The sequence below is a fragment of the Psychrobacter sp. ANT_H56B genome, from assembly GCF_008369245.1.
In the GTDB taxonomy this organism is placed as follows: Bacteria; Pseudomonadota; Gammaproteobacteria; order Pseudomonadales; family Moraxellaceae; genus Psychrobacter; species Psychrobacter cryohalolentis.
The window spans coordinates 284,880-309,500 of sequence record NZ_VOBF01000001.1; the positions used below are offsets into that span (position 1 = coordinate 284,880).

The 24,621-nt window shown below is 41.6% G+C and carries 22 protein-coding genes and 1 pseudogene; 5 read left to right on the forward strand and 18 right to left on the reverse strand.

Annotated elements, in window-relative coordinates:
* Positions 1–76 precede the first annotated feature (76 nt).
* A complete protein-coding gene (locus FQ082_RS01105; protein ID WP_149491717.1) occupies positions 77–1,624 on the forward strand; it encodes a M16 family metallopeptidase in 1,548 nt (515 codons plus the stop codon).
* 81 nt (positions 1,625–1,705) lie between these two features.
* Here FQ082_RS01105 and FQ082_RS01110 read toward each other — a convergent pair whose 3' ends face one another.
* On the reverse strand, positions 1,706–2,647 hold the full coding sequence (locus FQ082_RS01110; RefSeq protein WP_149491718.1) for a D-Ala-D-Ala carboxypeptidase family metallohydrolase: 942 nt from the start codon (positions 2,645–2,647) through the stop codon (positions 1,706–1,708).
* Between the two features lie 258 nt (positions 2,648–2,905).
* Between FQ082_RS01110 and rodA the strand changes: the two genes are divergently transcribed.
* On the forward strand, positions 2,906–4,048 hold the full coding sequence (gene rodA, locus FQ082_RS01115) for a rod shape-determining protein RodA (protein WP_011513816.1): 1,143 nt from the start codon (positions 2,906–2,908) through the stop codon (positions 4,046–4,048).
* Between the two features lie 1,291 nt (positions 4,049–5,339).
* A pseudogene (locus FQ082_RS13200) lies at positions 5,340–5,687 on the forward strand (septal ring lytic transglycosylase RlpA family protein); the annotation flags it as partial.
* A gap of 156 nt (positions 5,688–5,843) precedes the next feature.
* Here the strand turns inward: FQ082_RS13200 and radA are convergent.
* The 11 genes from radA to FQ082_RS01175 form a co-directional block, all read right to left on the reverse strand.
* Positions 5,844–7,289, reverse strand: coding sequence for a DNA repair protein RadA (gene radA, locus FQ082_RS01125; RefSeq protein WP_133104583.1), 1,446 nt, complete (start codon positions 7,287–7,289; stop codon positions 5,844–5,846).
* 243 nt (positions 7,290–7,532) lie between these two features.
* Entirely contained in the window at positions 7,533–8,330 is a 798-nt protein-coding gene (gene lptB, locus FQ082_RS01130; RefSeq protein WP_020443639.1) for an LPS export ABC transporter ATP-binding protein, read from the reverse strand.
* A 105-nt stretch (positions 8,331–8,435) separates the two neighbouring features.
* Complete coding sequence (gene lptA / locus FQ082_RS01135) at positions 8,436–9,005, reverse strand: lipopolysaccharide transport periplasmic protein LptA (protein WP_011513820.1); 570 nt, start codon at positions 9,003–9,005, stop codon at positions 8,436–8,438.
* A 75-nt stretch (positions 9,006–9,080) separates the two neighbouring features.
* Positions 9,081–9,665, reverse strand: coding sequence for an LPS export ABC transporter periplasmic protein LptC (gene lptC / locus FQ082_RS01140; protein WP_149491719.1), 585 nt, complete (start codon positions 9,663–9,665; stop codon positions 9,081–9,083).
* Positions 9,662–10,228, reverse strand: coding sequence for a KdsC family phosphatase (locus tag FQ082_RS01145; protein ID WP_149491720.1), 567 nt, complete (start codon positions 10,226–10,228; stop codon positions 9,662–9,664). The genes lptC and FQ082_RS01145 overlap by 4 nt, the downstream gene beginning before the upstream one ends.
* A 39-nt stretch (positions 10,229–10,267) precedes the next feature.
* Complete coding sequence (locus FQ082_RS01150; protein ID WP_149491721.1) at positions 10,268–11,260, reverse strand: SIS domain-containing protein; 993 nt, start codon at positions 11,258–11,260, stop codon at positions 10,268–10,270.
* Between the two features lie 278 nt (positions 11,261–11,538).
* Positions 11,539–12,090, reverse strand: coding sequence for an RNA chaperone Hfq (gene hfq, locus FQ082_RS01155; RefSeq protein WP_149491722.1), 552 nt, complete (start codon positions 12,088–12,090; stop codon positions 11,539–11,541).
* A gap of 455 nt (positions 12,091–12,545) precedes the next feature.
* Positions 12,546–13,769: a tRNA (adenosine(37)-N6)-dimethylallyltransferase MiaA gene (gene miaA, locus FQ082_RS01160; RefSeq protein ID WP_262498118.1), complete on the reverse strand. Its 1,224-nt coding sequence runs from the start codon at positions 13,767–13,769 to the stop codon at positions 12,546–12,548.
* Positions 13,770–13,872: 103 nt separating this feature from the next.
* The gene (mutL, locus tag FQ082_RS01165) at positions 13,873–15,615 is read right to left on the reverse strand and encodes a DNA mismatch repair endonuclease MutL (RefSeq protein ID WP_149491724.1); all 1,743 of its coding nucleotides are present in this window, start codon (positions 15,613–15,615) and stop codon (positions 13,873–13,875) included.
* Between the two features lie 71 nt (positions 15,616–15,686).
* Complete coding sequence (gene tsaE, locus FQ082_RS01170) at positions 15,687–16,229, reverse strand: tRNA (adenosine(37)-N6)-threonylcarbamoyltransferase complex ATPase subunit type 1 TsaE (RefSeq protein WP_149491725.1); 543 nt, start codon at positions 16,227–16,229, stop codon at positions 15,687–15,689.
* Between the two features lie 5 nt (positions 16,230–16,234).
* Positions 16,235–16,834, reverse strand: a complete 600-nt coding sequence (locus tag FQ082_RS01175) for a 6-pyruvoyl trahydropterin synthase family protein (protein ID WP_011513828.1) — start codon at positions 16,832–16,834, stop codon at positions 16,235–16,237.
* A 220-nt stretch (positions 16,835–17,054) separates the two neighbouring features.
* Here FQ082_RS01175 and FQ082_RS13105 point away from each other — a divergent pair, with 220 nt between their 5' ends.
* Complete coding sequence (locus FQ082_RS13105; protein WP_020443648.1) at positions 17,055–17,177, forward strand: hypothetical protein; 123 nt, start codon at positions 17,055–17,057, stop codon at positions 17,175–17,177.
* 256 nt (positions 17,178–17,433) lie between these two features.
* Here the strand turns inward: FQ082_RS13105 and FQ082_RS01180 are convergent, their stop codons facing one another.
* From FQ082_RS01180 to FQ082_RS01200, 5 genes are all read right to left on the reverse strand, one after another.
* Positions 17,434–17,766, reverse strand: a complete 333-nt coding sequence (locus FQ082_RS01180) for a YnfA family protein (protein WP_149409487.1) — start codon at positions 17,764–17,766, stop codon at positions 17,434–17,436.
* 3 nt (positions 17,767–17,769) lie between these two features.
* On the reverse strand, positions 17,770–18,582 hold the full coding sequence (locus FQ082_RS01185; RefSeq protein WP_149491726.1) for a PhzF family phenazine biosynthesis protein: 813 nt from the start codon (positions 18,580–18,582) through the stop codon (positions 17,770–17,772).
* A gap of 276 nt (positions 18,583–18,858) precedes the next feature.
* Positions 18,859–19,482 carry a hypothetical protein gene (locus FQ082_RS01190; RefSeq protein ID WP_262498119.1) on the reverse strand — a complete coding sequence of 208 codons (624 nt, stop codon included), beginning with the start codon at positions 19,480–19,482 and terminating at the stop codon, positions 18,859–18,861.
* A gap of 145 nt (positions 19,483–19,627) precedes the next feature.
* Positions 19,628–20,902 carry a saccharopine dehydrogenase family protein gene (locus FQ082_RS01195; RefSeq protein WP_011513832.1) on the reverse strand — a complete coding sequence of 425 codons (1,275 nt, stop codon included), beginning with the start codon at positions 20,900–20,902 and terminating at the stop codon, positions 19,628–19,630.
* Positions 20,903–21,179: 277 nt separating this feature from the next.
* A complete protein-coding gene (locus FQ082_RS01200; RefSeq protein WP_149491728.1) occupies positions 21,180–22,424 on the reverse strand; it encodes a carboxynorspermidine decarboxylase in 1,245 nt (414 codons plus the stop codon).
* An 89-nt stretch (positions 22,425–22,513) separates the two neighbouring features.
* On the opposite strand from FQ082_RS01200, the gene FQ082_RS01205 reads away from it, so the two are divergent.
* Positions 22,514–23,179: a DUF924 family protein gene (locus FQ082_RS01205; RefSeq protein ID WP_149491729.1), complete on the forward strand. Its 666-nt coding sequence runs from the start codon at positions 22,514–22,516 to the stop codon at positions 23,177–23,179.
* 115 nt (positions 23,180–23,294) lie between these two features.
* On the opposite strand, the gene FQ082_RS01210 is transcribed toward FQ082_RS01205, so the two are convergent.
* Positions 23,295–24,473, reverse strand: coding sequence for a CAP domain-containing protein (locus tag FQ082_RS01210; RefSeq protein ID WP_149491730.1), 1,179 nt, complete (start codon positions 24,471–24,473; stop codon positions 23,295–23,297).
* Positions 24,474–24,621: the final 148 nt, after the last annotated feature.

Sequence of the window (24,621 nt, forward strand, 5' to 3'; positions counted from 1 at the left end):
ATAATATCAGGTGATGTTATCCAATATTATGACTCAAAATACCAATGACTAAAACGCTATTAATAAGAAGAAAGATATGACTCAAAATCCTACTCTCCATGCTAAAAAGAATACTGTTCTGGTGTCATCAATAAAGCCAACATTTAAGCGACTACCCTATTTGAGTATGGGCTTATTTTTGGGGCTGACTACTTTGACCATGACCGCGCAGGCTGATGACATTACTGGTGAGGATTATCGTACTCAAGCATCTGCAGTCGATGTTAATGCACCTATTGCTGCTTTGTCTAAGTTAACTAGCCTTGATAATGCCAAGGCTTTAAAAGTCACCGTTCCAAAGATTCAACAGTTTAAGACCAAAGCGGGTGTGCCAGTACTTTTTGTACCGACGACGGCATTACCCATTGTCGACATCGATTTACGTTTTAATGCTGGTAGCGCGCGCGATGGCAGTATCAGTAGCACAGGTTTTGGTATCGCCAATATGACAGCGACCATGCTCGAACAAGGCTCCAAACGTTTAGATGAAAACGAATTTACTCGCGCGGTTGAAACCTTAGGCATCAATCTAGGCAGCAGTGCCTATAAAGACATGTTTACGGTCTCATTACGCAGTTTATCTGACGATAAACATCTATTACCTGCCATCGATTTGATGACCCAAATGCTCACCGAACCAAGTTTTAATGAACAAATTTTAGCCCGCAATAAAGCCCGTTTATTGGTCGGCTTGCAGCAGCAAAAACAAGACCCAAACAGCCTTGCCAGCCTTGCTTTTGATAAAGCACTCTATGGCGGCCATCCTTATGCTCATCCTTCTGTTGGTACACTTGAGACAGTACCTAATATCACAAGACAACAGCTGATAGATTTTAAAAATCGCTATCTGGTTGCCGCCAACGCTAGCCTTTCTATGACAGGTAATCTCACTTTAGCGCAAGCCAAAAAACTGGCAGAAAACATCACGGCGGGTTTACCTACTGGTCAAGCAGCGCCTATTCTGCCTGAACCAAAACCATTGACGAAGTCTCAGCATATTCATATTCCCTTTCCTAGCACTCAAACGACAGTACTGATGGGACAACTGGGTGATAAGCGTGCAACGGATCCGCAAGCGCAGCAGAAGCAAACCAATTTTGCTGTCGGTAATGAAGTGCTCGCAGGGGGCGATTTTAATGCACGACTGATGACGGAAATCAGACAAAACCTTGGCTATACTTATGGTATTTCAGGCTCGATGAGTCCGATGCTGACACGCGGACCATATCAGATAGGTTTTTCGACGCGCAATGACAAGGCTCGTGCTGCGATTGATGCTAGCTTAGACGTTATTAATAACACGTTAAAAAATGGTATTACTAGTACTGAGATGAAGCTGACCACGGATAATTTAAAAAACAGCTTCCCAATGGGTTTTGCCAGTAACGCTGGTATTAATGGTTTGCTTGGTATGATGAATTTTTATCAGCTACCAACAAGCTATCTTAGCAACTATGTCAATCGTATCGAACAAGTCAAATTAGCAGAGGTCAATCAGACCCTGCGTGATACCTTAAAGCCTGATGACTTCTTAATTGTGACCGTTGGTGAGGTCAATCCTTGGGATAAGAAGGCGGCTAAATAGTTAATTTATCTTTCATAGTGCTATAAAAAAGCTCAGCCCATTATATATACGGGCTGAGCTTTTTTTATCTTAAAGTTATCGTCAGTAGCGGCAGGCAGAGCTGCTACTGGCATGATTAAAGCCCCATTTACGATAACCATCGGTATCTAAATGTATAGCACCAGTGGAATATAATCCTAGACCAAAATTGTGCGACTGACCCTGATATTGCCAAAACTCACATAAGCTGTCTTGCATTCGGCTCAGCTGCCATGGACTACTTTCATAATCTGGCACCCAAATATCAATCGCGCCAGCTGTCATATGCTTACTACTACTCGCGCCGCCCGCGCAGTCATTTAATCCGGGACTACGATATACCGAGCGTATCTCACTGTTTGCTGGCAGAATCCCTTGGCTTTTCAGCTGACTATATAGCTGCAATGTCGGTACAATGTTTGACCACAGCTCCTGAGGAGGCAGTTGATACGGCTCATAGCCACATTTGTCCCAACTGCGAGCGGTGGTCAGTAGCTGTGACAAAGGCGGTACGTTTCGAGCGCCGACACGCGCGCTTAAATAGCGCTGATAGTTTGCTACTTGGCTTGCGCGATAGCTATTACTGTTGAGCCAAGTATTAAAATCCATGCTGATAAAATCATTGTAATTGTTATTACCCGTGCTATAGGTGGTGTTATAACGCGGCGTACTTCTATTGGTAATGACACGTTTGTTCTCTTCTATTGATAAGCTGGCATCAAATTCAAACTCACGCTGCTTTTGCTGAATCAGTCCTTGCATACTATCGCCGCCTGACCCACTTAAGATAGTGACACCCGAATTATAAGGCGCTCTTTGTGCAGATGGCGTGATATAGGTATTGGCGTTGCTGTTGTTCACGCTGCTACCCTGACGTACTTGGATACGGCGCTCACTATTATCACTAATAATAGCGGCATGGGCACTCATAATGCTGGCACAAATACAGAGTGCAATAATAGGCTTGTGGATTTGCCTGGAAACTTGTTTTGTTATTTCGATCATTGCAACAAACACCGCTAAAAACGTTTTATCGATACTATCAAATTTTAAGCAAGCAAGCTAAACTATCGTCACCAATTGGCAGCGACTTATTCGTTATTAACACTTATCCTCATTATTTTTATATTGACGTTACTTTATTACCGACAAGTTACTTTTTTTATCATCTAATCGGTTAAATGCCCTATAATTATCGATTTTCTTAAGTCTTCTGCTAAATATAGCCCTTCTTCCACGCCAACTGCCAGTCACACTTTGCCTATGTCTTCTAACCCGCAATATCGTTTTTCCCGACAGAGCCACCATTTCGGTCAAGGTCAGACACCGACCTTTTGGCAACGTAGTCATATTGACCCTTGGTTGACCCTTTTATTATTAACCGTTTGTTGTATTGGGCTAACGATTTTATATAGTGCAGCCGCTCAAGATACGAGTATGGTGCTACGACAAATGGTCAGCTATGGTGTCGCTTTTACCGTTATGTTTATCATGGCGCAGATACCACCAAGCCTTTATCGTACTTTTACGCCCATCTTTTATGTATTAGGTCTGATACTACTGGTGTTGGTTGATATTATCGGTGAAGTACGTATGGGGGCGCAGCGCTGGATTAATCTACCAGGATTTGGTAGTGTGCAGCCCTCAGAGTTTATGAAGCTTGGCATGCCTATGATGTGTGCGTGGTTTTTGTCTAAGCGTGATCTGCCCCCTTCACTACCCAGTATCGGCATTACCTTGGCGTTAATTGTGGTGCCAGTCTTATTAATCGCTAAAGAGCCAGATCTTGGCACTTCATTATTAGTCGCTGCTAGCGGTATCTTTGTGCTGTTTTTGGCAGGGCTATCGTGGCAACTGATAGCTGGTGCGGTTGCTTTGTCGATCCCGCTTGTTGCCTTTGCTTGGAATTTTTTGTTACACGACTATCAGCGTACCCGTGTACTCACACTATTCAATCCTGAGGCAGATGTGCAAGGTGCTGGCTGGAATATCATTCAGTCCAAAACTGCTATCGGCTCCGGCGGTCTAACGGGTAAAGGTTATTTAGAGGGTACGCAGTCGCATTTACATTTCTTACCAGAAGGTCATACCGACTTTATTATCGCAGCTTTCTCTGAAGAGTTTGGCTTGCTTGGCGTCATACTATTGATGTTTATTTATGCATGCTTATTGACCCGCGCCTTATATATCGCCTTTTCTCATCCTGATACTTATAGCCGACTATTAGCAGGCGCGATTGCGATGTCGTTTTTTGTGTATGTTTTTGTCAATGTTGGTATGGTCGGCGGTATTTTACCTGTCGTTGGCGTACCTCTGCCTTTTATCAGTTATGGTGGTACTGCCATTGTTACTTTAATGGCAGGTTTTGGTTTACTGATGTCCATTCATACGCACAAGTCAGACTAAGTATCTCCATTTTTATACCTAAAGAGACAATATTTTAATAATACGGTCTCTTTTTTTATACCCCCTATAAGCTATATCAAAATGCAATGAGTTTTTCAGAAATTAAATATTCAATAGCTTATGTCAGTATCTAAAACAGTGAAAATGGCGATGATACATAGATGGCTGAATACATAAACATAACATAACATAGCATGTTTCAAAATTGAATCGATTAACAAATAACCGCACAAATTTGACTTAAAATCTAGTTACTAAGTAACTATACGTAAAGATAGAATGTGCAAAAATCTTAGTAAATAAGTTCATTTTTGCCCATTTTATTTGTAATCAATTATATATGAACTATTATAAAAACTATAATTTTATTACTCCCTATTCAATCATAAGATTATGATTTAATTACTAATATTTTCAAATACTATCCTTGAAAATTCTACCTAATATTCAGTATTTAGGATTGAATACCAGTCTGTTTTATTCCTTGTCTTTTACAATTATTTGCGTTAATCTCGTCTTAGTGTCATTTATACATAACCCGTACAGACCTACTAAGAAAGTTAGCATTTAATTATATTGTCGTTGTAGCTCATCCGTATAGTTAGCAACTTGTAGATTTTAGACTTTCAAAGTCACTACTTAATTAACGGTTTAATAACAAACTCATACGTAAAACTCTCGAAACCCTTTATTAACTTAGCAATGTTAAAAAGGCTGTTTATCGAATATTAGTATCTGATTTTAGTTGTTGATGAATATTTTAATTAAGATTGTTAACTATCATTTGAGCGTGTCATAAGTGGATTATTTATAATCATCAATCCAGTTATGATCATGAATTAAAAATTACCATACGTTAGAACTTATAAAATCCGAATGATAAAATCAGTCATTATAAAGAAGATAGATTGATATCGGTTTTGGAGTTTGCGGTATTGTTAGATTGGTCTAACACTATCTCGCTCAATCTAAGATGTTTTTAGAGTTAGGTTCTAAGGTATAAGTCATAGAGGTATTTATGAATAAGCGTTTATCTGGTTTACTTACAATGTCAGCGGTACTATTTGCTGGCTCTGCAATCGCTTCTAATGCAAATGCTGTAGAATCAAGAACCTCCCTTGCTATGATCTCGCAAGATAACGCCTCCCATATCGACCGTGTACTTGGTGAACTTAGTCGTCAACATGACGGCGCATCAAGCTTAGTCAAGTCTGCACGCCAACCTGCTTCATTAGCGCTTAGCAGCTCACTGTTAGCCAGTGATACCGCCCAAGTCAGTAATGATGAAGATGTGTTAGAGCGCTTAACAGCTGTTGCCTCTAACTCTGTCAGCAAATTCAAGCAAACTGGTTTAGCTTCTTGGTATGGTCGCCAGTTTCATGGTCGCAAAACCGCCAGTGGCGAAACTTTTGATATGAATGGTTTAACGGCTGCACATCGCTCATTGCCATTAAACTGTTATGTTAGAGTGACCAACAAAACCAATGGTAAAAGCGTCATCGTTAAAGTAAATGATCGTGGTCCGTTCCATGGTAATCGTGTGATGGATTTATCTTATGGTGCTGCCAAAAAACTTGGTATTACTGCTAAAGGTGTCGGTAACGTCGCGATTGAGCGTGTTTCAGGACCTTCTTCTTAAACCATTAACGTTTTAGACCATTCGCGGTTTAAGCCTTTAACGGTTTTGTACAAATATTTTTAGATTTAAATAAAAGCGCCTAACTAATTGATAGTTAGGCGCTTTTTCGTGTCTTAAATTTACAAGGTTTATAGTTATAAATGTTAGATCAACAAACTATAACTCGAATGCACTCGCAATCGCATCATCAAGACGTTCGACTGCAATGACATTAATGCCTTTAAACTGCGGCGCATCTTTGGCAGGTGCATTAGCTTTAGGAATAATAGCATGCTTAAAACCATGCTTCATCGCTTCTTTTAAACGCTCTTGTCCATTGGGTACAGGACGAATTTCTCCTGATAGCCCCACTTCACCAAAGACCGCCAATGACGATGGCAATGCTTTTTCTCTAATGCTGGACGCACAGGCTAATAATACTGCCAAGTCCGACCCAGTTTCTATCACTTTAACACCGCCCACGACGTTGACATACACATCTTGCCCGCTAGTATGGATACCGCCATGGCGATGCATCACTGCTAACAGCATAGACAAGCGCTGAAAGTCTAATCCTAATGCCATACGTCTTGGTGAGCCTTGAGAGTCATCAACCAAGGCTTGTACCTCTACCAATAGCGGTCTTGTGCCTTCTCGGCTGACCATAACCACAGAACCCGCCACGGGCTTGTCATAGCGACTCAAAAATATCGCTGATGGATTGGCAACCTCTTTTAGTCCCATATCCGTCATGCCAAAAATACCTAGCTCATTGACCGCGCCAAAACGGTTTTTGACGGCACGAATCATACGAAAACGCGAATCAGACTGACCCTCAAAGTACAATACCGTATCGACCATATGCTCAAGAACGCGTGGACCAGCAAGCGTGCCTTCTTTGGTGACATGTCCCACTAGAAACAGCGCCGTACCCGTTTGCTTAGCATAACGTGTCAAAATCGCCGCTGACTCTCGAATTTGACTGACCCCGCCTGGTGCAGAGTTAATCGCATCAGTATAAATAGTCTGAATAGAATCAATAATAGCAATCGCTGGCTGCTCTTGAGTCAAGGCGGCACAAATAGTCTCGACATTGGTTTCAGCAAGTACACGAAGTCTGTCCGCAGGTAAATCCAAGCGCTTTGCCCGCATAGCAACCTGTGCCAATGATTCCTCACCGGTCACATAAAGAGCACTACCTGCCAGTGAATCCGCTTTTGCCATATTGGTCGCGGTTTGCAATAGAATGGTCGATTTTCCAATACCGGGGTCTCCGCCAATCAGTACCACAGAACCTGCAACCAATCCACCGCCCAACACACGATCAAACTCACTAATACCCGTCGGCAACCTAGTATCTAGACCTACGCTCACCGCATTGAGCGGCATCACTGCACTATGCGTTCCTGCATAATTGCCCGCCGGTGTACCAGCACCACTTGCATTACGAGGTATGGCGCGACCAGCATTGGGCTTTGCTACGTTTTTATTATGATGTGGCATACTGACGTTAGGCGCTTCAGTCAAGGTATTCCATTCGCCGCAATCACTGCATTGCCCTGCCCACTTGCCAAAATGAGCACCGCAAGCTTGACAGACATAACTGGTTTTATTTTTTGCCATAATATAGAAGCCTTATGCAGGTGTTCAAGTTTAAAATAGAGAGTATATGAAAGGGAATGACGCTTATAAGCGTATTTTTGAAAATGAATACTAAAGTATAAATATTAAGATAAACAAGCAGTTGCTGTAAGAAGCAATGTTTTATAGAAGGATTTTTGCGAACGGCACAATATAGAGATGGCTGACTAAGAATGCAAAGTAACAAATCTTATGTCAGCATAATTCAGTAATCAATCACTTAGTCTATACCTGAAAGTCTTTACCAAGATACACAGATTTCACCAGCTCATTTTCCAGAACTTCTTCTGAGGTACCCTCAGCAATGATAGCGCCTTCTGATACGATATAGGCTTTTTCACAAATCGCTAAAGTCTCACGAACATTGTGATCAGTGATTAACACACCGATACCACGTCGTTTGAGCGCTAAAATGACATCTTTGATATCACCGACAGAGATAGGATCTACACCGGCAAAAGGCTCATCCAATAAGATAAACTTGGGGTCAGCTGCTAGAGCGCGAGCAATCTCACAACGACGACGCTCACCGCCTGATACGCTCATACCTAGAGATTTTCGTACATGTTCTAAGTGAAAATCACCAATGAGCTTTTCAAGCTCTTGACGCTGCTGGTTACCATTTAAATCTTTACGAGTTTGTAAAATGGCTAAAATATTGTCTTCAATGGATAGCTTACGAAAAATAGAGGCTTCTTGCGGTAAATAACCAATACCGGCACGCGCACGCTCATGCATAGCATATTTAGATAAGTCCATATTTCCCAAGGTGACACGGCCTTTATCCATATTGACCAGTCCGACTACCATATAAAAACTGGTCGTTTTACCTGCTCCATTTGGACCTAACAATCCAACGACTTGCCCTTGCTCAACAGAGAATGAGACATCTTTGACGACCCAGCGCTTACCATAGCGCTTACCCAAGTTTTGCATCGACAAACGAGCGACCGGCTCAACAGCATCATGCGCTGTTATGGTTTGGTTTTCTACTAAACTGGCATTATTTTTATTATCATTCATAACTTACTCATAAGGTGGTCGCATTTAAATGGATAGCAACCACTGAAATGTTTAGTCGTTTGTTTATATTTATCGCAGGTGTTATGACTTAAGTCGTCATATAGCCTAACGTATACCACTCTGGCTGGTACTATTGTTAGGCGGGAATACCAATTCGACGCGCTGATTGCCGCCAGCAGTCGCTTCCACATCACCAGCTTTTAGGCTATAACGAATGACATTACCTGCGAAGCTTGCACCATTTTGTACCAATTTTGCATTGCCCGTTAGCGTCACGATACCCGTCACAGCATTATAGTCAATCTTATTTGCCTGACCTTTTGCCAGACCTTTTTCTTGCGTCACAACTTGCTGCATCGTCGCTGGACGCCCTGTTGCTACTGCAGAATTGATACTTCGACCTTGTGATAAATTGACCGTGATATTATCAGCGGTCATCTTAAACGTACCTTGAGTAATAACTACTGTACCAGAATAGCTTGTAATACCGCTACGCTCACTATAAGTGGCTTTGTCTGCCAATAATTTAATAGGCTGATTGGCATCTGATGGCAAAGCATGGCTGTATAGTGGCAGCGCCAACAGCATAACCACTGGCAGTGCACGCAATCTATGCGACACTTGAATAGAGCGTGTCGATAGCAAGCGTAAAGTAGGCAAAGAATTAGATTTCATGAAAATTACTCGTTTTATAATGGGTAGTAGAGTTTGCAAACTTCCTGCTAGATGCTTCACTGAATAATATGCTAATTAAAATAAGGCTTTGTCTTGACGATCAGCGGGCGTAAAAGAGACAGCCACTTGACCAAATTCATAGTCGCCCGTTTCAAGATTGGCTTTCATACTCGATGCCTCAAAACGGTTCATACCTTGTTCAACCTTAACTGGCTCATTACTATACACTTGACCTGACTTGGTATTGCCTTTCAATGTGACACCGGTGACCTTAATAGGTTCAACTTCAGGATTAGCTGTTTTGCCTTCACTGATTAAAGAAAATCCACCTGATAAGCTCAGCTCGCCCGTCTGCTGACTGATAGCTGCTGTACCCGCTTCGATACGATAACGCTGCTCATCTGAAGGCTCCCAATTCATGGTAATGCCTTTCATCTCATCTTTATTGGTCACCGGATTGTGCGTCAATGACTCAGCGCTCAGCTCATATTCGGTCTCGCCTTGCTCATTCGTTTGTACCGCTTTAATATCTGTTGCTTCATAATCGACATCAGAGGTTTCAATATTGACTGGCGGCGTAATGTCCCCTTGCTGCTTAAAAAACCAACCAGCAAGACCAGCGAGGATCAAGGTAATGACTATTAAAACACGAGTATTCACGATAAGTCATCCTGATTTTTTACTTCATCAAGCGTATAGTGCGCGATAAAGTCTTGGTAATGTCCATGACCCTTTAAAATGAGATCACATACTTCACGTACGGCGCCTGTCCCGCCGGCTCGCGTGGTTACCATATCACTGCGATTGATAACCTCTGCTTGGGCATTTGGCACAGTAGCAGCAAATCCTACTGTTTGCATGGCTTTGATATCTGGCAAATCATCACCCATATAAGCGCAATCAGCAGCTGTGATATTAAGCGCCGGATCAAGGCTTGCAAGCAGCTCATTTAATGCTACTAACTTATCATCACGTCCTTGGACAATATAATCTACGCCAATTTCAGTGGCGCGTTTATCGACCATAGAACTGCTACGACCGGTAATAATCGCAGTCAAAATACCATAACGGGCTAATGACTTGACGCCTACACCATCATAGACAGAAAACGCTTTGGTCTCAACACCATTGGCATCATAGATAATTTGACCATTTGATAAAATACCATCAACGTCCATGACCAATAACTTCACTTGTCCGGCTTTTTTAATTAAGTCTTGCATCAGTCATCTCTTCTATTAATAGATATTCTAATATAACGCTTATTTTACACCAGCTTGTAGTAAATCATGTACCGTAATAATAGCTTCTAGGCGCTGGTCATCATCGATAATAAGCAATTGACTGATAGCATTTTCATTCATCACGCTAAGCGCATCTGATGCTCGCATAGATTTACTGATACGACGAGGGCTACTTACCATCAGCTCACGCATCGGGGTCTGCAAATCAATGCCTTTTTCCAATCCTCGCCTTAAATCACCATCGGTAAATATACCAACTACTTTTTTCTCATCATCTGTGACCACCGTCATGCCCAATCGCCCAGCTGACATAATAAATAGTGCTTCTTGTAACGGTGCTTGCTGATTGATGAGTGGCAAGTCTTCTGTTTTAGTATGCATCAAATCTTCTACGCGGGTCAGTAATTGACGACCCAATGCACCTGCAGGATGCGATAAGGCAAAATCTTCTGAGGTAAAATTGCGGGCATGCACTAAGGCAACTGCCAATGCGTCACCGAGTGCTAGAGTTGCTGTGGTACTTGATGTAGGAGCAAGATTGAGCGGGCAAGCTTCTTGCGACTTACCAAGAGTCAAGATAATATCCGCAGCATGGGGCAGCATACCGCGTTTATCTCGACTGATACTAATCAGCGGAATATTTAAGTGCTTGACCACAGGCAAGAGCATTTTTATCTCATCTGACTCGCCAGAGTTAGAGATGGCAAGCAATACATCCCCTTTGACCAACATTCCGAGGTCACCATGCCCTGCTTCACCCGGATGCATAAAGAACGATGGCGTACCAGTAGACGCAAATGTCGCCGCTATCTTACGTCCAATCAATCCCGACTTACCCATCCCTGTCACAACCACACGGCCTTGACATGCCAAAATGATGTCACAAGCCTGAGCAAATCTATCATCTATTTGCTCGGTCAATAATGCTAGTGCCGCCTTTTCAGTATTGATGGCATCAATAGCGGTACTAATAAATTGCTCATGAGTTAGATTGCGTTCAGGACTATTCATACAGTGGCTCTATATTTTATTAATTTTTTGCTTTCAATGACTCTATGTTTTTGGCTATATATTCTTATAATTTGATGAATCATTTTACTATACATTTTATAGTACTATGAACCATATTAATAATTATGGCTAATATTAATATGATGCTGTAGGAATACAGCCCTAAGGCTATCGTGGGTGCATTAAAATGTTATTGCTTATAAGAATATCAATACAAAAAAACCCACTATAATAAATAGTAGGTCTCAATAGGATATCTCATGTCTTAGTAGGAGGGTCTAAGAGTTGCTATCATCAGATTCGTCATTAGGTTTGTTGTCATAACCCACATTCTCTGACGGCGCTTCAAAACCACGATCTTGACCAAAACCACCACGCTCAAAACCGCGTTCTTGACCTTGACCAAAGCTACCGCGCTCAAAGCCGCGCTCTTGGCCTTGACTAAAGCCACCACGATTAAAGCCACTACGATTGGCAAAACCACGTTCTTCAAAGCCGCCACCAGTAGCTGGATTTGCGCTACCGCCACGCTCAAAACCACCGCTCACACCGCCACTTTGACTCGGATAGCCCATTGGTGCTGCGCCTTGGCTTTGAGTAGTCGCGCTTGGCGTTGTGCTACTACGAGGATTACGTGCTGGGACGACTGTTGAGATAGCATGCTTATATACCATCTGACTGACGGTATTTTTCAGCAAAACCACATACTGATCGAATGATTCTATTTGACCTTGCAGCTTAATACCGTTCACTAAAAAAATAGAAACAGGAATGCGATCTTTGCGTAGTGAGTTCAAGAACGGATCTTGTAAAGTTTGTCCTTTTGACATGAAATCTCTCCTAAATATTATATAATTATTGTTAGCGCCAATTATTTTAAGGGTTACTGCAATTATAATGGCTAAGGGTAGATACAATAATAAGTTTTATTTATAAAACGTATCTAAATAAGTGCTAAAGCTTGTTAAGTCATTCTACTTTATCGTGAATATGTCATTATTTTCATAAATTAAGTAACCAAGTGTTGCATGGGTCACCTCTATCACCAAATGTTGATGAATAATCACTAAAAAGCAGTTAACGCTTGCAACAGTTAACACTTTCATATAATCAAATTATAACAGTTATATACATTATACTTTGAAACTAATTGTCATTACTTTCGTATCTTTGTATGATGTTATACGGTCATGCTGTGTTTTTATTACTACAGCTCGACCATTAATATTACAGAACACTAATGGTCTGACAAATCTAGATATAGGCAAACGACTGATATCACTCATTAAACCAAATACGCTCTCGCCTGCTCCATAGTGCTAAATGAGTGCAATATTAATTTATTTTTTTGAAGACCCGTCAGATCATCAGAGCCAACAGTGGATGTCGACAACGCTGTTATTGATCCTATTGCAGGCACTGCTGCCGTATTAGACAGTTGCATCACTTTTCGCAGCCACGTGTATTGGCGCTTTGCTAACTGCCTTGTAGCATATAATGCCTTATTTTGCATTTGCTGACAAGCAAGCGCTTCGGTTTGGTCAGTTGCCATTGGTAGATGCGTCTGAGTTATGCTACTTTGAATCGTGGTATCTTGCTCTTTACTTTCGTTACTTAATGGTTCCGATTGAGCAAAAGCATCATAAAACTGCGCTTTATCCAAATGGGGCTGTTCAAATACAGGGTGATTAGTCTGTACCAGATACTCTAACACTTGTCGATAACCAACACAGCGCATCGAAGGTAAGCTTGGGGTCAGAGGATAATGCTCAAGCAAACTGATAACCTCTGCTACCAATCCTTCACGCCACATGATATCTAATCGCTGCTCAATACGCGTATGCAACCATGGACGGTCTGGCATAACCGCCAATGCATGCCATTGTTGGTTAGGATTATGAGCCAATGCTTGCTTGGGCGGACGCTGCCAGTTACTAATAGGAATATCAGTTTGCAAATATACTTCAACAGCACGCGTAATACGCTGGGTATCAGTTGCATTAAGACGCTCATGGCTGATAGCATCAACTTTACCAAGATAATCATATAGCGCACTGATACCCTCATCTTGGCGCCACTGCTCAACGCGCGCGCGAACACTGTCATCACTATCAGGCACTGGTGAGAGTCCGTCGAGTAATGCCATGTAATACATCATCGTACCGCCGACCAACAAGGGTATTTTACCATTCTGATGACAGCTATCAATCAATCTTGCTACATCATTGACAAACTCAGCGACACTATAGCTTTGCATAGGATCAATGATATCGACCAGATGATGGGGGTATCGTGCCAGCTCAGTAGCATTTGGCTTTGCAGTACCGACCGTCATGTCACGATACACCAATGCTGAATCTACCGAAATCAGCTCATAACGACCGCTATCATAAAGCTCGTAAGCCAAAGCGGTCTTACCACTCGCGGTTGGTGCCATCAAGCACACCACGCTATTGTCCGCCAAATTGGGACTTAAGTAAGAAGATAGGCTATCAGACGAAAGTCGCATATACTTGCCTTTGATGGTCATGGTTTTAAGAACAATAAGGTAAATTATTGATAACTCAGCGATATGTCTTAACTATAGAAAATACGCTATTTTCCCAATAGCGCTATTTAAGCGCAGATGATAACATCAATGTGACTAATTGATGACTATCTATAGAGTGGATAGCATATTTGCTCAGTATAGCTTCCATATCTGCTACAAAAGCTTGTGCATCTTGTGATGACATCTGCTTAATTATCTTCGCCAATTGCTGATTAATAGTAGTGCTATTTAATACTTTGGCTTTGTCATACATAGTGCTGCTAAATATAGTTGACTCAAACAATACTTTTAATCTTGACTGCCATCTCTCAGCGCTAATTAGCGCACACTGTCCTTGATAATAAAATAGTAGCCAAGGCAGCGCTTTATCGTCATTGCTATATATAACTGAAGAAGCTACCAGACCAGTAATACTATCTATAACTTGTAAGCAAACTGGTAAAGGTGGTGTGTTTACAGGGTAACTGTTAACAGCATGACGACTGTCTTCTACAGGCTCATCAATATGTAAGTCTTTAATACTTTCGGATAACGACTCATTTTCTGACAGCTGATATGGTTGCTTAGGAGCTTGAACTTGCTGACTTGCCGTTGCATTGTTGGTAGATGATGTTATTGCGTCTAACGCATTAAACGACTGTTTTGTGGAGATATTATCATTTGGTGCTCGCTCTTTAGAGCGAACAATTTTCGCGGTATTAAGCCCTCTTAGCTTCGCACGAACCGCATGACTTAAATGCGCCATGATATTGTTCAGCGGGCTAATCTTGATACGCTGCTTGGAAGGATGAACATTAACATTGAGCCACTGAGTTGGTAATTCAAAATAAAGTGCATAACCCATACCTGCTAGCTGTACACTTTGAACCATTTGACGAAGCTGATTGCTAATTAATGCCTCTTTTACCAATCTGCCATTTACATAAATAAGCTTTGGCAAACTATGGTTGGCATCATAACTTGCCCACAACCAACCGCCAATACTCGCCAGTTGCATAGTGCGTACATTATCAGCATATCTACCATCAACATGAGTAGCAGAAGAACTTCCAAATTGCTGCGTTAGGCTAGATAAATCAACCGCGACTTCAATTGCCTGCTCTGTAAGTGCCAATCCAGTCGCTTGTTCCAAACGTGATAGCGGCAGATAATTTTCAGTATCTTTATTTATGGTGTTAACCGATAGTGATAGCCGTTTTTTATTATCATGAAAAAGCGTCAGCGCCACATCAGCGCGTGCTAAAGCCACTTCACGGACAATCGTTTCGATATGACTGAACTCAGTCGCGATAGATTTCAAATTACCGCGGCGTGCTGGTACGTTGAAATATAAATCTTTGACTGTAATAGTAGTACCGCGATGATGCACAACCGGTATCAGTTTTGGCGTATCGCCCAATATACCGGCAACTTGCAACTGACGACCAATACCGCTGCTATCATGACTACTGGTTAAGATCAAACGGGAAACAGCAGCCGTCGCTGCCAGTGCTTCCCCGCGAAAACCCAACGTTGTAATACCGTGCAAGTGTGCCACATCAGCGACTTTGCTAGTGGCATGACGCGTGACTGCCATGACCATATCATCAGGATGAATCCCAACGCCATTATCAATCACCTCAATCATACCCATGCCACCTTGGGTAATGCGGACCTCGATATCTGTGGCATGAGCATCAATTGCATTTTCCAGTAGCTCTTTGACCACAGCTGCTGGACGCGTCACGACTTCACCCGCTGCTAATTGATTAATAAGCAGCGGCGATAGTTTTTTAATGCGTGTATTGGTGTGGCTATGTAGCATTGATGGGTATCATATATTAAAAATAATAGAGGCAGATTTTAAGGCTTTAAACATCTGTAGCACGATTTGGACTAAAGATTTAGACTGGATAAGTCAAAACCTTGTACTTGTCCTGCCTTTGACAATCGTATTGCAACTTGGCGAGATTCTTTATCATCATTGCTATTACTTTGAATCATATCAATAAACATAGTAGGCGGCGGCAAATAGCTGTGCGCACGGCTAGCCCATTCAATGATAACCAACGCATTTGGCTCATCCAAATACTCATCAAAGCCAATAAAAGACAGCTCTTCTGGATCTTGTAAACGATATAAGTCAGCATGATAAACAGGTTTAATTGAGCCGTCATTTTGGGTAATACTATAAGGCTCAACCAAGGTATAAGTCGGACTTTTCACCGCTCCTTTATGCCCTAGCGCTTGCAACCAATAGCGAGTTAATGTGGTTTTACCCGCACCCAAATCTCCTGCCAGCCACACACTACCTGTCAGCGGCAAAGCTGCCAATTGCTCAGCCAAACGCTGAGTATCTTTTTCTGAATGCAGCGTCAAAGTCTTCAAATTCTTACCACCACTTATAGCTGCGTCTTCAATCGTTTGATTATTATTCATTAAACTCAATCTACCTGTACTTGCATTGTGACTGCTGGATTAACGAAACTCTCACCACGTATCAGTTTGGCATATAGCTCAGGGTCATGCCACTCTGCACATACTTGCTCGCTAAATTCGAAATCCTTTAGCACCAACTTACCCATTTGCTCATTGCTCACATCATCAGCAAAACACTGCGCGTAACCAGTCGCAGTTTCATGGGCAATCACCGAATACACGCTGACATCCGCTTCGCCATTTTGCATTTGTGTCTGTTGCAAAATCTCTTGCGCCCAAAAGAATATTACCCGTGAGAATTGCTCTGCGGACGGCGATACCGGCAAGCTGATCCAGCGTGCACTAAATTTTTTACAGGCAGCGATGTACTCAGGATCGTCTTTACTCCAAAAACAAATCGCATGATCGAAGCTGTCGATAATGTCTTTAATAGAGGATTTTAATAATCCAAAATCATAGACCATCTGCCCATGATCTAAACGCTTGGCCTCAAGTATCAGCTCAATCTGATAGCTATGACCATGAATCGAGTGTTTGCAGCGCTCAGAGCTACAGTTACGCACAATATGGGCGTTTTCAAATTTAAACAGTTTACGGATACGCATAATAATCAACCAAAACAGTAAGCATCATTGTGCTAAATAATAATAGGATAAAGGTTTGCCGCGATTTATCGGCTTGCTGCTCATTATAGCAAATCGTGATGTATTCGTAAGTAAGCACTTATTAACGCCAGCGTCCATTTGCTTGAAGCTAGCTATTAATCACCCTTAGGGCTATACTGATTTTAATAAGTATTAATCGGTCACATAAAAGGAAAACATTATGAGTAAAGGTCAAGATAGTAAGAAGAATGTCAAAAAGAAGCCGCTGTTAACGGCAAAAGAGAAAAAAGCGGCTAAACAATCAAAGAAAGATGATAATGGTAGCATCTTAGGAAAGCATTAATAGTAAGTGCCTCAACATGCCAATCAAGCTTAATGGTTTGATTGGCATTTTTTATTTATATAATCAGTGAAAAGCAATATCGATACCTTATAGTACTGCTGGTATTCATTTTTCTTGCTTGCTGTGCCTACGCAGACAGAGGCTAAAAAAAATTTATACCAGCAGTGCCGTAGCGTTTTTAGGGTATTTTGACTATATATTGAATTTACTAAATCTTGAATTAATAAGCTTTAATTTGCGCACTTTGACTCATAATCTAAGTACTGCGCGGTGCAAACATAATAATCGCCATGCCCAATAAAGCGATAGCAGAACCCACTATATCCCACGTCGTTGGGCGTATACCATTCACCGTCCACAACCATAAAATCGCCATCGAAATATAAACACCGCCATAGGCAGCATAGACCCTACCGGCAGCAGTGGGATGTAATGACAGCAGCCATACAAAAGCTATCAAACTCAGGGCACCTGGTATGAGTAACCAAACTGACTTGCCTTCTCGTAGCCACAGATAAGGCAGATAACAACCTGCGATTTCAGCCAATGCAGTAAGAGCAAAAAGCCCTACTGTTTTTAATTCAGACAAAAGTTACTCCTCGACTGTGATAAATCCCGTCAAATAATGCACAGCATGACCAGAGATAAGCACTCTATCTCCTGCAACCACACAGTCTAGTACCCCGCCACGTTTTGACGCTTGATAAGCAACCAATGTATTTTTACCCAGTCGCTGTGCCCATAATGGTGCTAATCCAGTATGAGCCGAACCCGTAACTGGGTCTTCATCACCACCATTGGCAGGCCAGAAGTAACGTGAAATGAAATCGTAGTCTTTGTAGTGGGCAGATTTAGCCTGACAAGTGACAACTACATCGTAAGGCGCAAGTTGTTTTAGCGCGTCATTATCACGCTCTACATTTAATACATCAGATTCCGAGTCATAAATCACAAAATATGCCTGTGAGTTTCTATAGACTTCAATAGGGGCAATAGACAATCCTGCCAGCAAACTATCAGGGATATCACTGACTTTCTCAGGCTTAGTATTGGGAAAATCCATCTGTATTTTATCATGATCGGTTTGCTTGACCGCTAAAACCCCAACTGCTTCAGCTGAAAACTTAATAGACGTCAAAGTAGGGTTTCTCTTAAACAGTACAAAGGCAGAAGCCAAGGTCGCATGACCACAAAAATCAATCTCCGTAAGCGGTGAAAACCATCGAATATAATAAGTGCTTTTATTATCCAAGACTATAAAAGCCGTTTCTGATAAATTATTTTCAAAAGCAATAGATTGCATGAGCTTCTCAGACAACCAGCTTTCTGTGATGATCACTGCCGCTGAATTGCCTTTAAACACAGTATCAGTAAAGGCATCGATAACATTGATTTCTAATTGCATATTGCGCTCTTATTTTTATGATAGGGATATCGCTGATTTACGGTAAAAAATACCCTGTTGCTGATAAAAAATAGGTCAAAGTTTTGCAGCCTTTATCAGGCTCTATCTAAAGGATTGTCGCATCAGTTTGAATAGCTTATTTGTAGACAATAACTCGGTATTTATCATCCTCTGTATTTTCCTACAGACTCTCGAGCTTATCTTTTGCACATCAGTATACATCTTTGAAAGATTTGCATTTACTATTTGGCGATTATAGACAGAGTATAATCATAGCTAAGGCAATATCTGAGGCGCGATATAATCGGTCAAATTAATGGTGGCTATCTTCTCAACCCAATCTGGCTCAGTTGGATGCGGTAAACTATCTAAAACCGTCAAAGGCTTCTGATAAATTGTTTCAAAAGCATCCATAAACCCAATTGCGGTATCGCCGCAAGGTACGATAATAATATCAGCTGGCGCTTGCTCAAACACTTCAGTTAATCGGCTAACAAAGTCTTTAAAAACACCGTTTTTCTTCAAATCGACAGGTAATTTATTCGGATTACTTTGATTTAAGTTTTGTTTGATAGCTGCCAATTCATTTACTTTTGCTAAGTCTTCACTATTTAAAGCGCAAGGGTAAAACGCTTTATTCAGTGGCAACGTAGAGGAGTTCAAAATACCCAGTGGCTGATAATTTAGTGCTTTGATATTACAGCCTAATGGCAATTGGGCATCAAAATCCTTTAAATACCCTTGAGTCATCAAAAATTGAGTGAGCTCAAGCGCCGACTCGCCTGCCGCTGGATGTTGATGGATATATTCATTCATATAGGGAGATTCTAGAATAAATAACACTTTTAACTTTTTCACATCCTCAATCAAGTTAAATACTTTATATTTTTCTAAAGACATCGCCATTCTCCTTATGCCATCTATAGCTATCAGTTTTATGATACTCGTTCTTATTATAGAAGCAGATACGTAAAAAAGCACCCTATCGAGTCTGCCTCAATAGGGTGCTTTTTATTTAACGAACAATAAAAACCAACACGACAATTTAGATATCAAACTCAAGCGCTCTATCGCCCTCGCTATCTTTGATGCGCGTAGGCAGACCAATTTTATTCAATAGATTGATAAATGGCTTGGCATCAAGCTCTTCAACGTTTACCATTTTTCCTGCATCCCACTCGCCTGTAGCAACTAGCATCGCTGCGGCGACTGGTGGCACGCCTGCGGTATAAGAGATACCTTGACTACCAACTTCGTTATAGGCATCTTTATGGTCTGCGATATTATAGATAAATACCTCACTATCGACGCCATTAATCTTGCCTTTGACCTTGTCACCGATACAGGTTTTACCGGTGTAATTTGGCGCAAGTGAACTTGGATCTGGTAGGACCGCTTTCACTACTTTTAATGGAATAACTTCTTGTCCTTCAGCAGTCATCACTGGCTGCTCAGACAATAAGCCCAAGTTTTGTAGAACGGTAAAGACATTGATATAGTGCTCACCAAAGCCCATCCAAAAGCGAATATTTGGCACGTCTAAGTTGGCTGATAAAGAATGCACTTCGTCATGACCACTTAAGTAACTGTTTTGCACACCAACAACAGGCAAGTCATCTGTACGCTTTACTTCAAACATCTTGTTAGACTGCCACTTACTGTCCTGCCAAGAATAAACCGTACCGGTGAATTCACGGAAGTTAATCTCAGGATCAAAGTTGGTGGCGAAGTATTTACCATGACTACCAGCATTAATATCAATAATATCAATATCAGTTACTGAACCTGCATCCATCATGTCATAACCAAGACGTGCATAGGCATTGACCATACCAGGATCAAAACCTGCACCTAAGATCGCAGTGACATTATTATCGGCACAACGCTGTTTGCGCTTCCATTCATAGTTATCATACCATGGTGGCGTCTCGCAAATCTTGCGAGGATCTTCATGAATAGCGGTATCAATATATGCTACGCCAGTCTCGATACAAGCTTCCAATACTGTCATATTCACAAATGCCGAACCGACATTGATAAGGATTTGAATACCCGTATCTTCAATCAGCTGTATCAGCGCTTGGGTATCCATGGCATCGACTTCATGCGTGTGCAATACCGCTGGCTGCTTAAAGCTGTTCTTTTCTATAACGCTCTGAGCGATGGCATCGCATTTATCTTGGGTACGTGAAGCGATATGAATCTCGCCAAGTACGTCATTATGCATCGCACATTTATGCGCGACTACTTGAGCGACGCCGCCAGCACCGATAATAAGTACATCTTTTTTACTAGGCTTAACTTGTTGGTTTGTGTTCAAAGAACAATCCTCCTTTGTGTCCCTGTCGATACCATTGATATTGGCTATGCAAAACAGAAACGAGTGAATGATATGCGTGAATTAAAAAGGAAGACCGAGGAAAACCCACGCACCCGTTAGACAAATCCTACTGTGTTTGCCAGTAGCAATTATAACAATTTTTACTGGCTTTTCGGCAAAAATTACAACATAACTTAAAAACGTCAAAGCGAATAAAGATTTATAGATAGTTGTTTGGCATTACCATTTGGTCATGCCAAATATGCGTCTAATAGCGTTATGACAAGCTTGCCTTATAATCTTGATAATCAAACTCGCGTTGGATATCGATACTGCCATCTAAGCGGCGAATGACAATCGCTGGCATATTCACGCCATTAAACCAGTTTTTCTTCACCATGGTATAGCCTGCTGCGTTACCAAAGGTAACGGTGTCACCTACTTTTAGCTTATTTGGCAAGGCATATTCACCAAAGATATCGCCTGCCAAACAAGAACGACCATAGATAATCGTATTATTAGCTGATTTAGCGTTCTCGCTTATGGGTGCAATGTTGGTAGGGTCGATATCAAGAGAGGCGATATTAATTAAATCACTATTAACAGCCGCTATCGGCGCTGACTCACGGTAAATCAGCAAATCAAGCATATGTGCTTCAATGGATGAATCTACTACTGCTAGGTTTTTTTCATTGTGCATCGTATCTAAAACGCTTGTGACTAGCGTACCAGCACCATGAATACTTGCCTCACCCGGCTCAAGGTAGACTTGTACGCCATATTTTTCGCTGAAGGCTTTTAGTCTATCCGCAAGTTTTTCGAGTGGATACTCAGGCGCGATAAAATGAATGCCACCGCCCAAACTGACCCATTCAAGCTGCTGCAAAACATCACCAAATCTGGTTTCAATATCAGCTAAGCTTTCACTAAATGCCTCAAAACTGTCATTTTCACAGTTGTTATGAATCATAACACCGCTAATATCACTTAACACGGCGGCAATTTTGTCTTTATCATGCTCACCAAGACGACTAAACGGGCGCGCAGGATCGGCAATGATAAATGACGAATTACTGGTCTTTGGATTTAAGCGTAGTCCGACTGGGATGTTTTGTGCTGATGCTTGATCTTTAAACGCATTTAACTGGGAGATTGAGTTGAAGATAATCTTATCGGCGTAACTGAGCACTTCAGGCATCTCATCCGCGCTGTAAGCCACGCTATAGGCGTGAGTTTCTTTTTTATCTTTGCTACTAGAATCGCTATTTTTACCAAAAGTCTCATAACCCAATCTGACTTCATTGAGCGAAGATGACGTCGTACCATGCAGATAAGGCTGCATGATATCAAAAACGCCCCAAGTCGCAAAACATTTGAGCGCAAGCAGTGCTTTTGCGCCAGACAACTCGCATAGGCGCGCGATAATCTGCATATTGGCGACGATTGCGGCTTCATCAAGCAAGTAATATGGCGTTGGTGGTAATGATGACTGAGTATTTTGTAGCGAATTTTTTGTATTCATAAGGTTTACCTAATAGCTGCTGCTCGTATCATGACAGACATAAATATTTGCGCTATAGTAGACTAAATCTATCATAATTAGAATAGCTTATGTCTCTCTCAACCGATTATTCCACCTCAAAAAGCCATGCCAATTTATCGTCACTTGATCCAAAAAACATAAGTTTAGAGTATCTCGATTCAGAGGCGTGTGCCGTATTGGATTTTTGGTTTGATAAGGACAATGAACAGTATTGGTTCGAGCAAAGCCATGAATTTGATCAGCAAATAAAAGAGCGGTTTGGTAAAATTTGGCAAGCAGTAAAGCAAGGGGAATGCGTCACTTGGCGCATTTCAGAAGCAGCAACCGACTGCAATAGCTCCATTACCGCTTTAGCTGGGCGTCTGGCAGAAATCATCGTTTTAGATCAATTTTCACGCAATTTATGCCGCAATAAAGCGGAAGCCTTTGCGCAAGATGGTATGGCGCTGGTGTTGGCTCAAGAAATCGTATTGCAGCCACATTTTTCTACCTTACCAATGACATGGCGCAAATTTGCTATTATGCCGTTTATGCATTCAGAATCTTTAAGGATTCATAATCGCTATCTGCCATTGTTTGAATGGCTCGATGATGCCATTACGTTAGATTTTGAGCAGCAGCACAAAGAGATTATCGAACAGTTTGGACGTTACCCACATCGCAATAACACGTTAGATCGTGAGTCAACGGATGAAGAAGAAGCCTTTTTGCAGCAGTGGAACTCGTCGTTTTGACGTGATAACGCTTTCATAGTGGATTGACCATTATATAAAACAAAGGCTGAATCAGATAACTGGTTCAGCCCTTGTTTTATAACTTGTTCTATAATAGATCTTCTAGATCACGCAATTAATTGTTCACAGCACCAGTTTTAAAGGTGAAGCTCTCACGCTCTATGGCTTTGCTATCGACTAAGATATCAAAGCTGACACGGTAATCACTATTGCCATGTAAACCACAATTTTCGTCTTTTTTACTGGTGCTTGTACAGCTTTTCAAATTGTCCGTAATGGGCAAGATGAACGCTTCGTTCGCTGGTAGCTCATATACGGTATTTTTATGGGGATCTTGGCGATAATCTAATAGCTCAATGGGCACATCCATATTACGCTGTATATCATGGAATTTAACATTGCTGATATCAATCGTTTGAGCAGACGGCATACTGACATAAATAGGCTGTCCGATAGGATCAGTTTGTAAGTCACGACCCGTTCCTTTGACCGGACTTGGCGTTTCGTTATACAACGCAGTGACGGTACCACTGACCCCTTGACATGGATAAGTGAATATTCCTGCCACCGTATTGTCTTTGGTTGCCTGCGTCGCTGAAGCATGGTTGACTAATACATAACCTTGATTATTAGCCGTATCCTTACCAAAAGGCTTATAAGTGACCATGCCCGTCCCTGTCAAACTTGAACCTGGTAGCATCAAAGAGCGCAGATGATAAGGCGCTGCCAATAACGACTTAGCCATTGAGGCTGCCACTATATCAGAGCCTATAATATTGCCTGCCGAGCTATAGTAAACCGATTGGGCAATATTCTCAGTCACACTATATCGGGCGTTGCCATATTTTGCCTGTAATAACCGGTCTGTGAAGCTAACGCCCTTAAAGAACGGGTTATTATCACCTGTGACGTTTGCGATATCCGCAATCTTATTCTCATAATGTGGACTAAAAGTAGTCGGTGTACTGTTAGCAAATACGTGCTTGATGTATTTGGCATGTTGAATCGCAATATTATCCAGTGCGGTGTCAGCGGACAAGCCACCAAGACCACAGCTGGTACGCGCTAGACTAAAGGTATTACTTGCGATTAATGCTGCTTGTGCCTCATTGTCGCTTGCCACATTATCAGGCTTATCAGTCGAGGTATCATCAGGGCTAGCAGCAGGTGCTGTTGGCTCTGGCGTAACGTCGTTAGCGCTATTATCTGAGTCTCCGCCACCGCCACAGGCCGTTAAAAAAGCCGTTAATAATATGATTGCAGCGAGGTTTTTTTCTGGCAATTTAAGGGTCATCTCTTATCCTATAAGATAATGGCGTGGTTATTATGAACAATAATTTGGGTATAACGGATATTATCGAATACTTATTCATATGTCATTTAATAAAAGTATAAAGCTTTAAAGCATGTTTATTGAAAAACTAACAAGTATTTCGCTTAGG

Coding starts and splice junctions, on each gene's coding strand:
- rodA (WP_011513816.1), top strand. CDS start 2,906: ATGTCTTCTAACCCGCAATATCGTTTTTCCCGACAGAGCCACCATTTC.
- lptA (WP_011513820.1), bottom strand. CDS start 9,005: ATGAAATCTAATTCTTTGCCTACTTTACGCTTGCTATCGACACGCTCT.
- lptB (WP_020443639.1), bottom strand. CDS start 8,330: ATGAATGATAATAAAAATAATGCCAGTTTAGTAGAAAACCAAACCATA.
- FQ082_RS01185 (WP_149491726.1), bottom strand. CDS start 18,582: ATGCAATTAGAAATCAATGTTATCGATGCCTTTACTGATACTGTGTTT.
- FQ082_RS01190 (WP_262498119.1), bottom strand. CDS start 19,482: ATGTCTTTAGAAAAATATAAAGTATTTAACTTGATTGAGGATGTGAAA.
- FQ082_RS01210 (WP_149491730.1), bottom strand. CDS start 24,473: ATGACCCTTAAATTGCCAGAAAAAAACCTCGCTGCAATCATATTATTA.
- FQ082_RS01200 (WP_149491728.1), bottom strand. CDS start 22,424: ATGAATACAAAAAATTCGCTACAAAATACTCAGTCATCATTACCACCA.
- hfq (WP_149491722.1), bottom strand. CDS start 12,090: ATGTCAAAAGGACAAACTTTACAAGATCCGTTCTTGAACTCACTACGC.
- FQ082_RS01175 (WP_011513828.1), bottom strand. CDS start 16,834: ATGCGTATCCGTAAACTGTTTAAATTTGAAAACGCCCATATTGTGCGT.
- FQ082_RS01150 (WP_149491721.1), bottom strand. CDS start 11,260: ATGAATAGTCCTGAACGCAATCTAACTCATGAGCAATTTATTAGTACC.
- FQ082_RS01105 (WP_149491717.1), top strand. CDS start 77: ATGACTCAAAATCCTACTCTCCATGCTAAAAAGAATACTGTTCTGGTG.
- FQ082_RS13105 (WP_020443648.1), top strand. CDS start 17,055: ATGAGTAAAGGTCAAGATAGTAAGAAGAATGTCAAAAAGAAGCCGCTG.
- mutL (WP_149491724.1), bottom strand. CDS start 15,615: ATGCTACATAGCCACACCAATACACGCATTAAAAAACTATCGCCGCTG.
- FQ082_RS01110 (WP_149491718.1), bottom strand. CDS start 2,647: ATGATCGAAATAACAAAACAAGTTTCCAGGCAAATCCACAAGCCTATT.
- FQ082_RS01205 (WP_149491729.1), top strand. CDS start 22,514: ATGTCTCTCTCAACCGATTATTCCACCTCAAAAAGCCATGCCAATTTA.
- miaA (WP_262498118.1), bottom strand. CDS start 13,769: ATGCGACTTTCGTCTGATAGCCTATCTTCTTACTTAAGTCCCAATTTG.
- tsaE (WP_149491725.1), bottom strand. CDS start 16,229: ATGAATAATAATCAAACGATTGAAGACGCAGCTATAAGTGGTGGTAAG.
- radA (WP_133104583.1), bottom strand. CDS start 7,289: ATGGCAAAAAATAAAACCAGTTATGTCTGTCAAGCTTGCGGTGCTCAT.
- FQ082_RS01145 (WP_149491720.1), bottom strand. CDS start 10,228: ATGCAAGACTTAATTAAAAAAGCCGGACAAGTGAAGTTATTGGTCATG.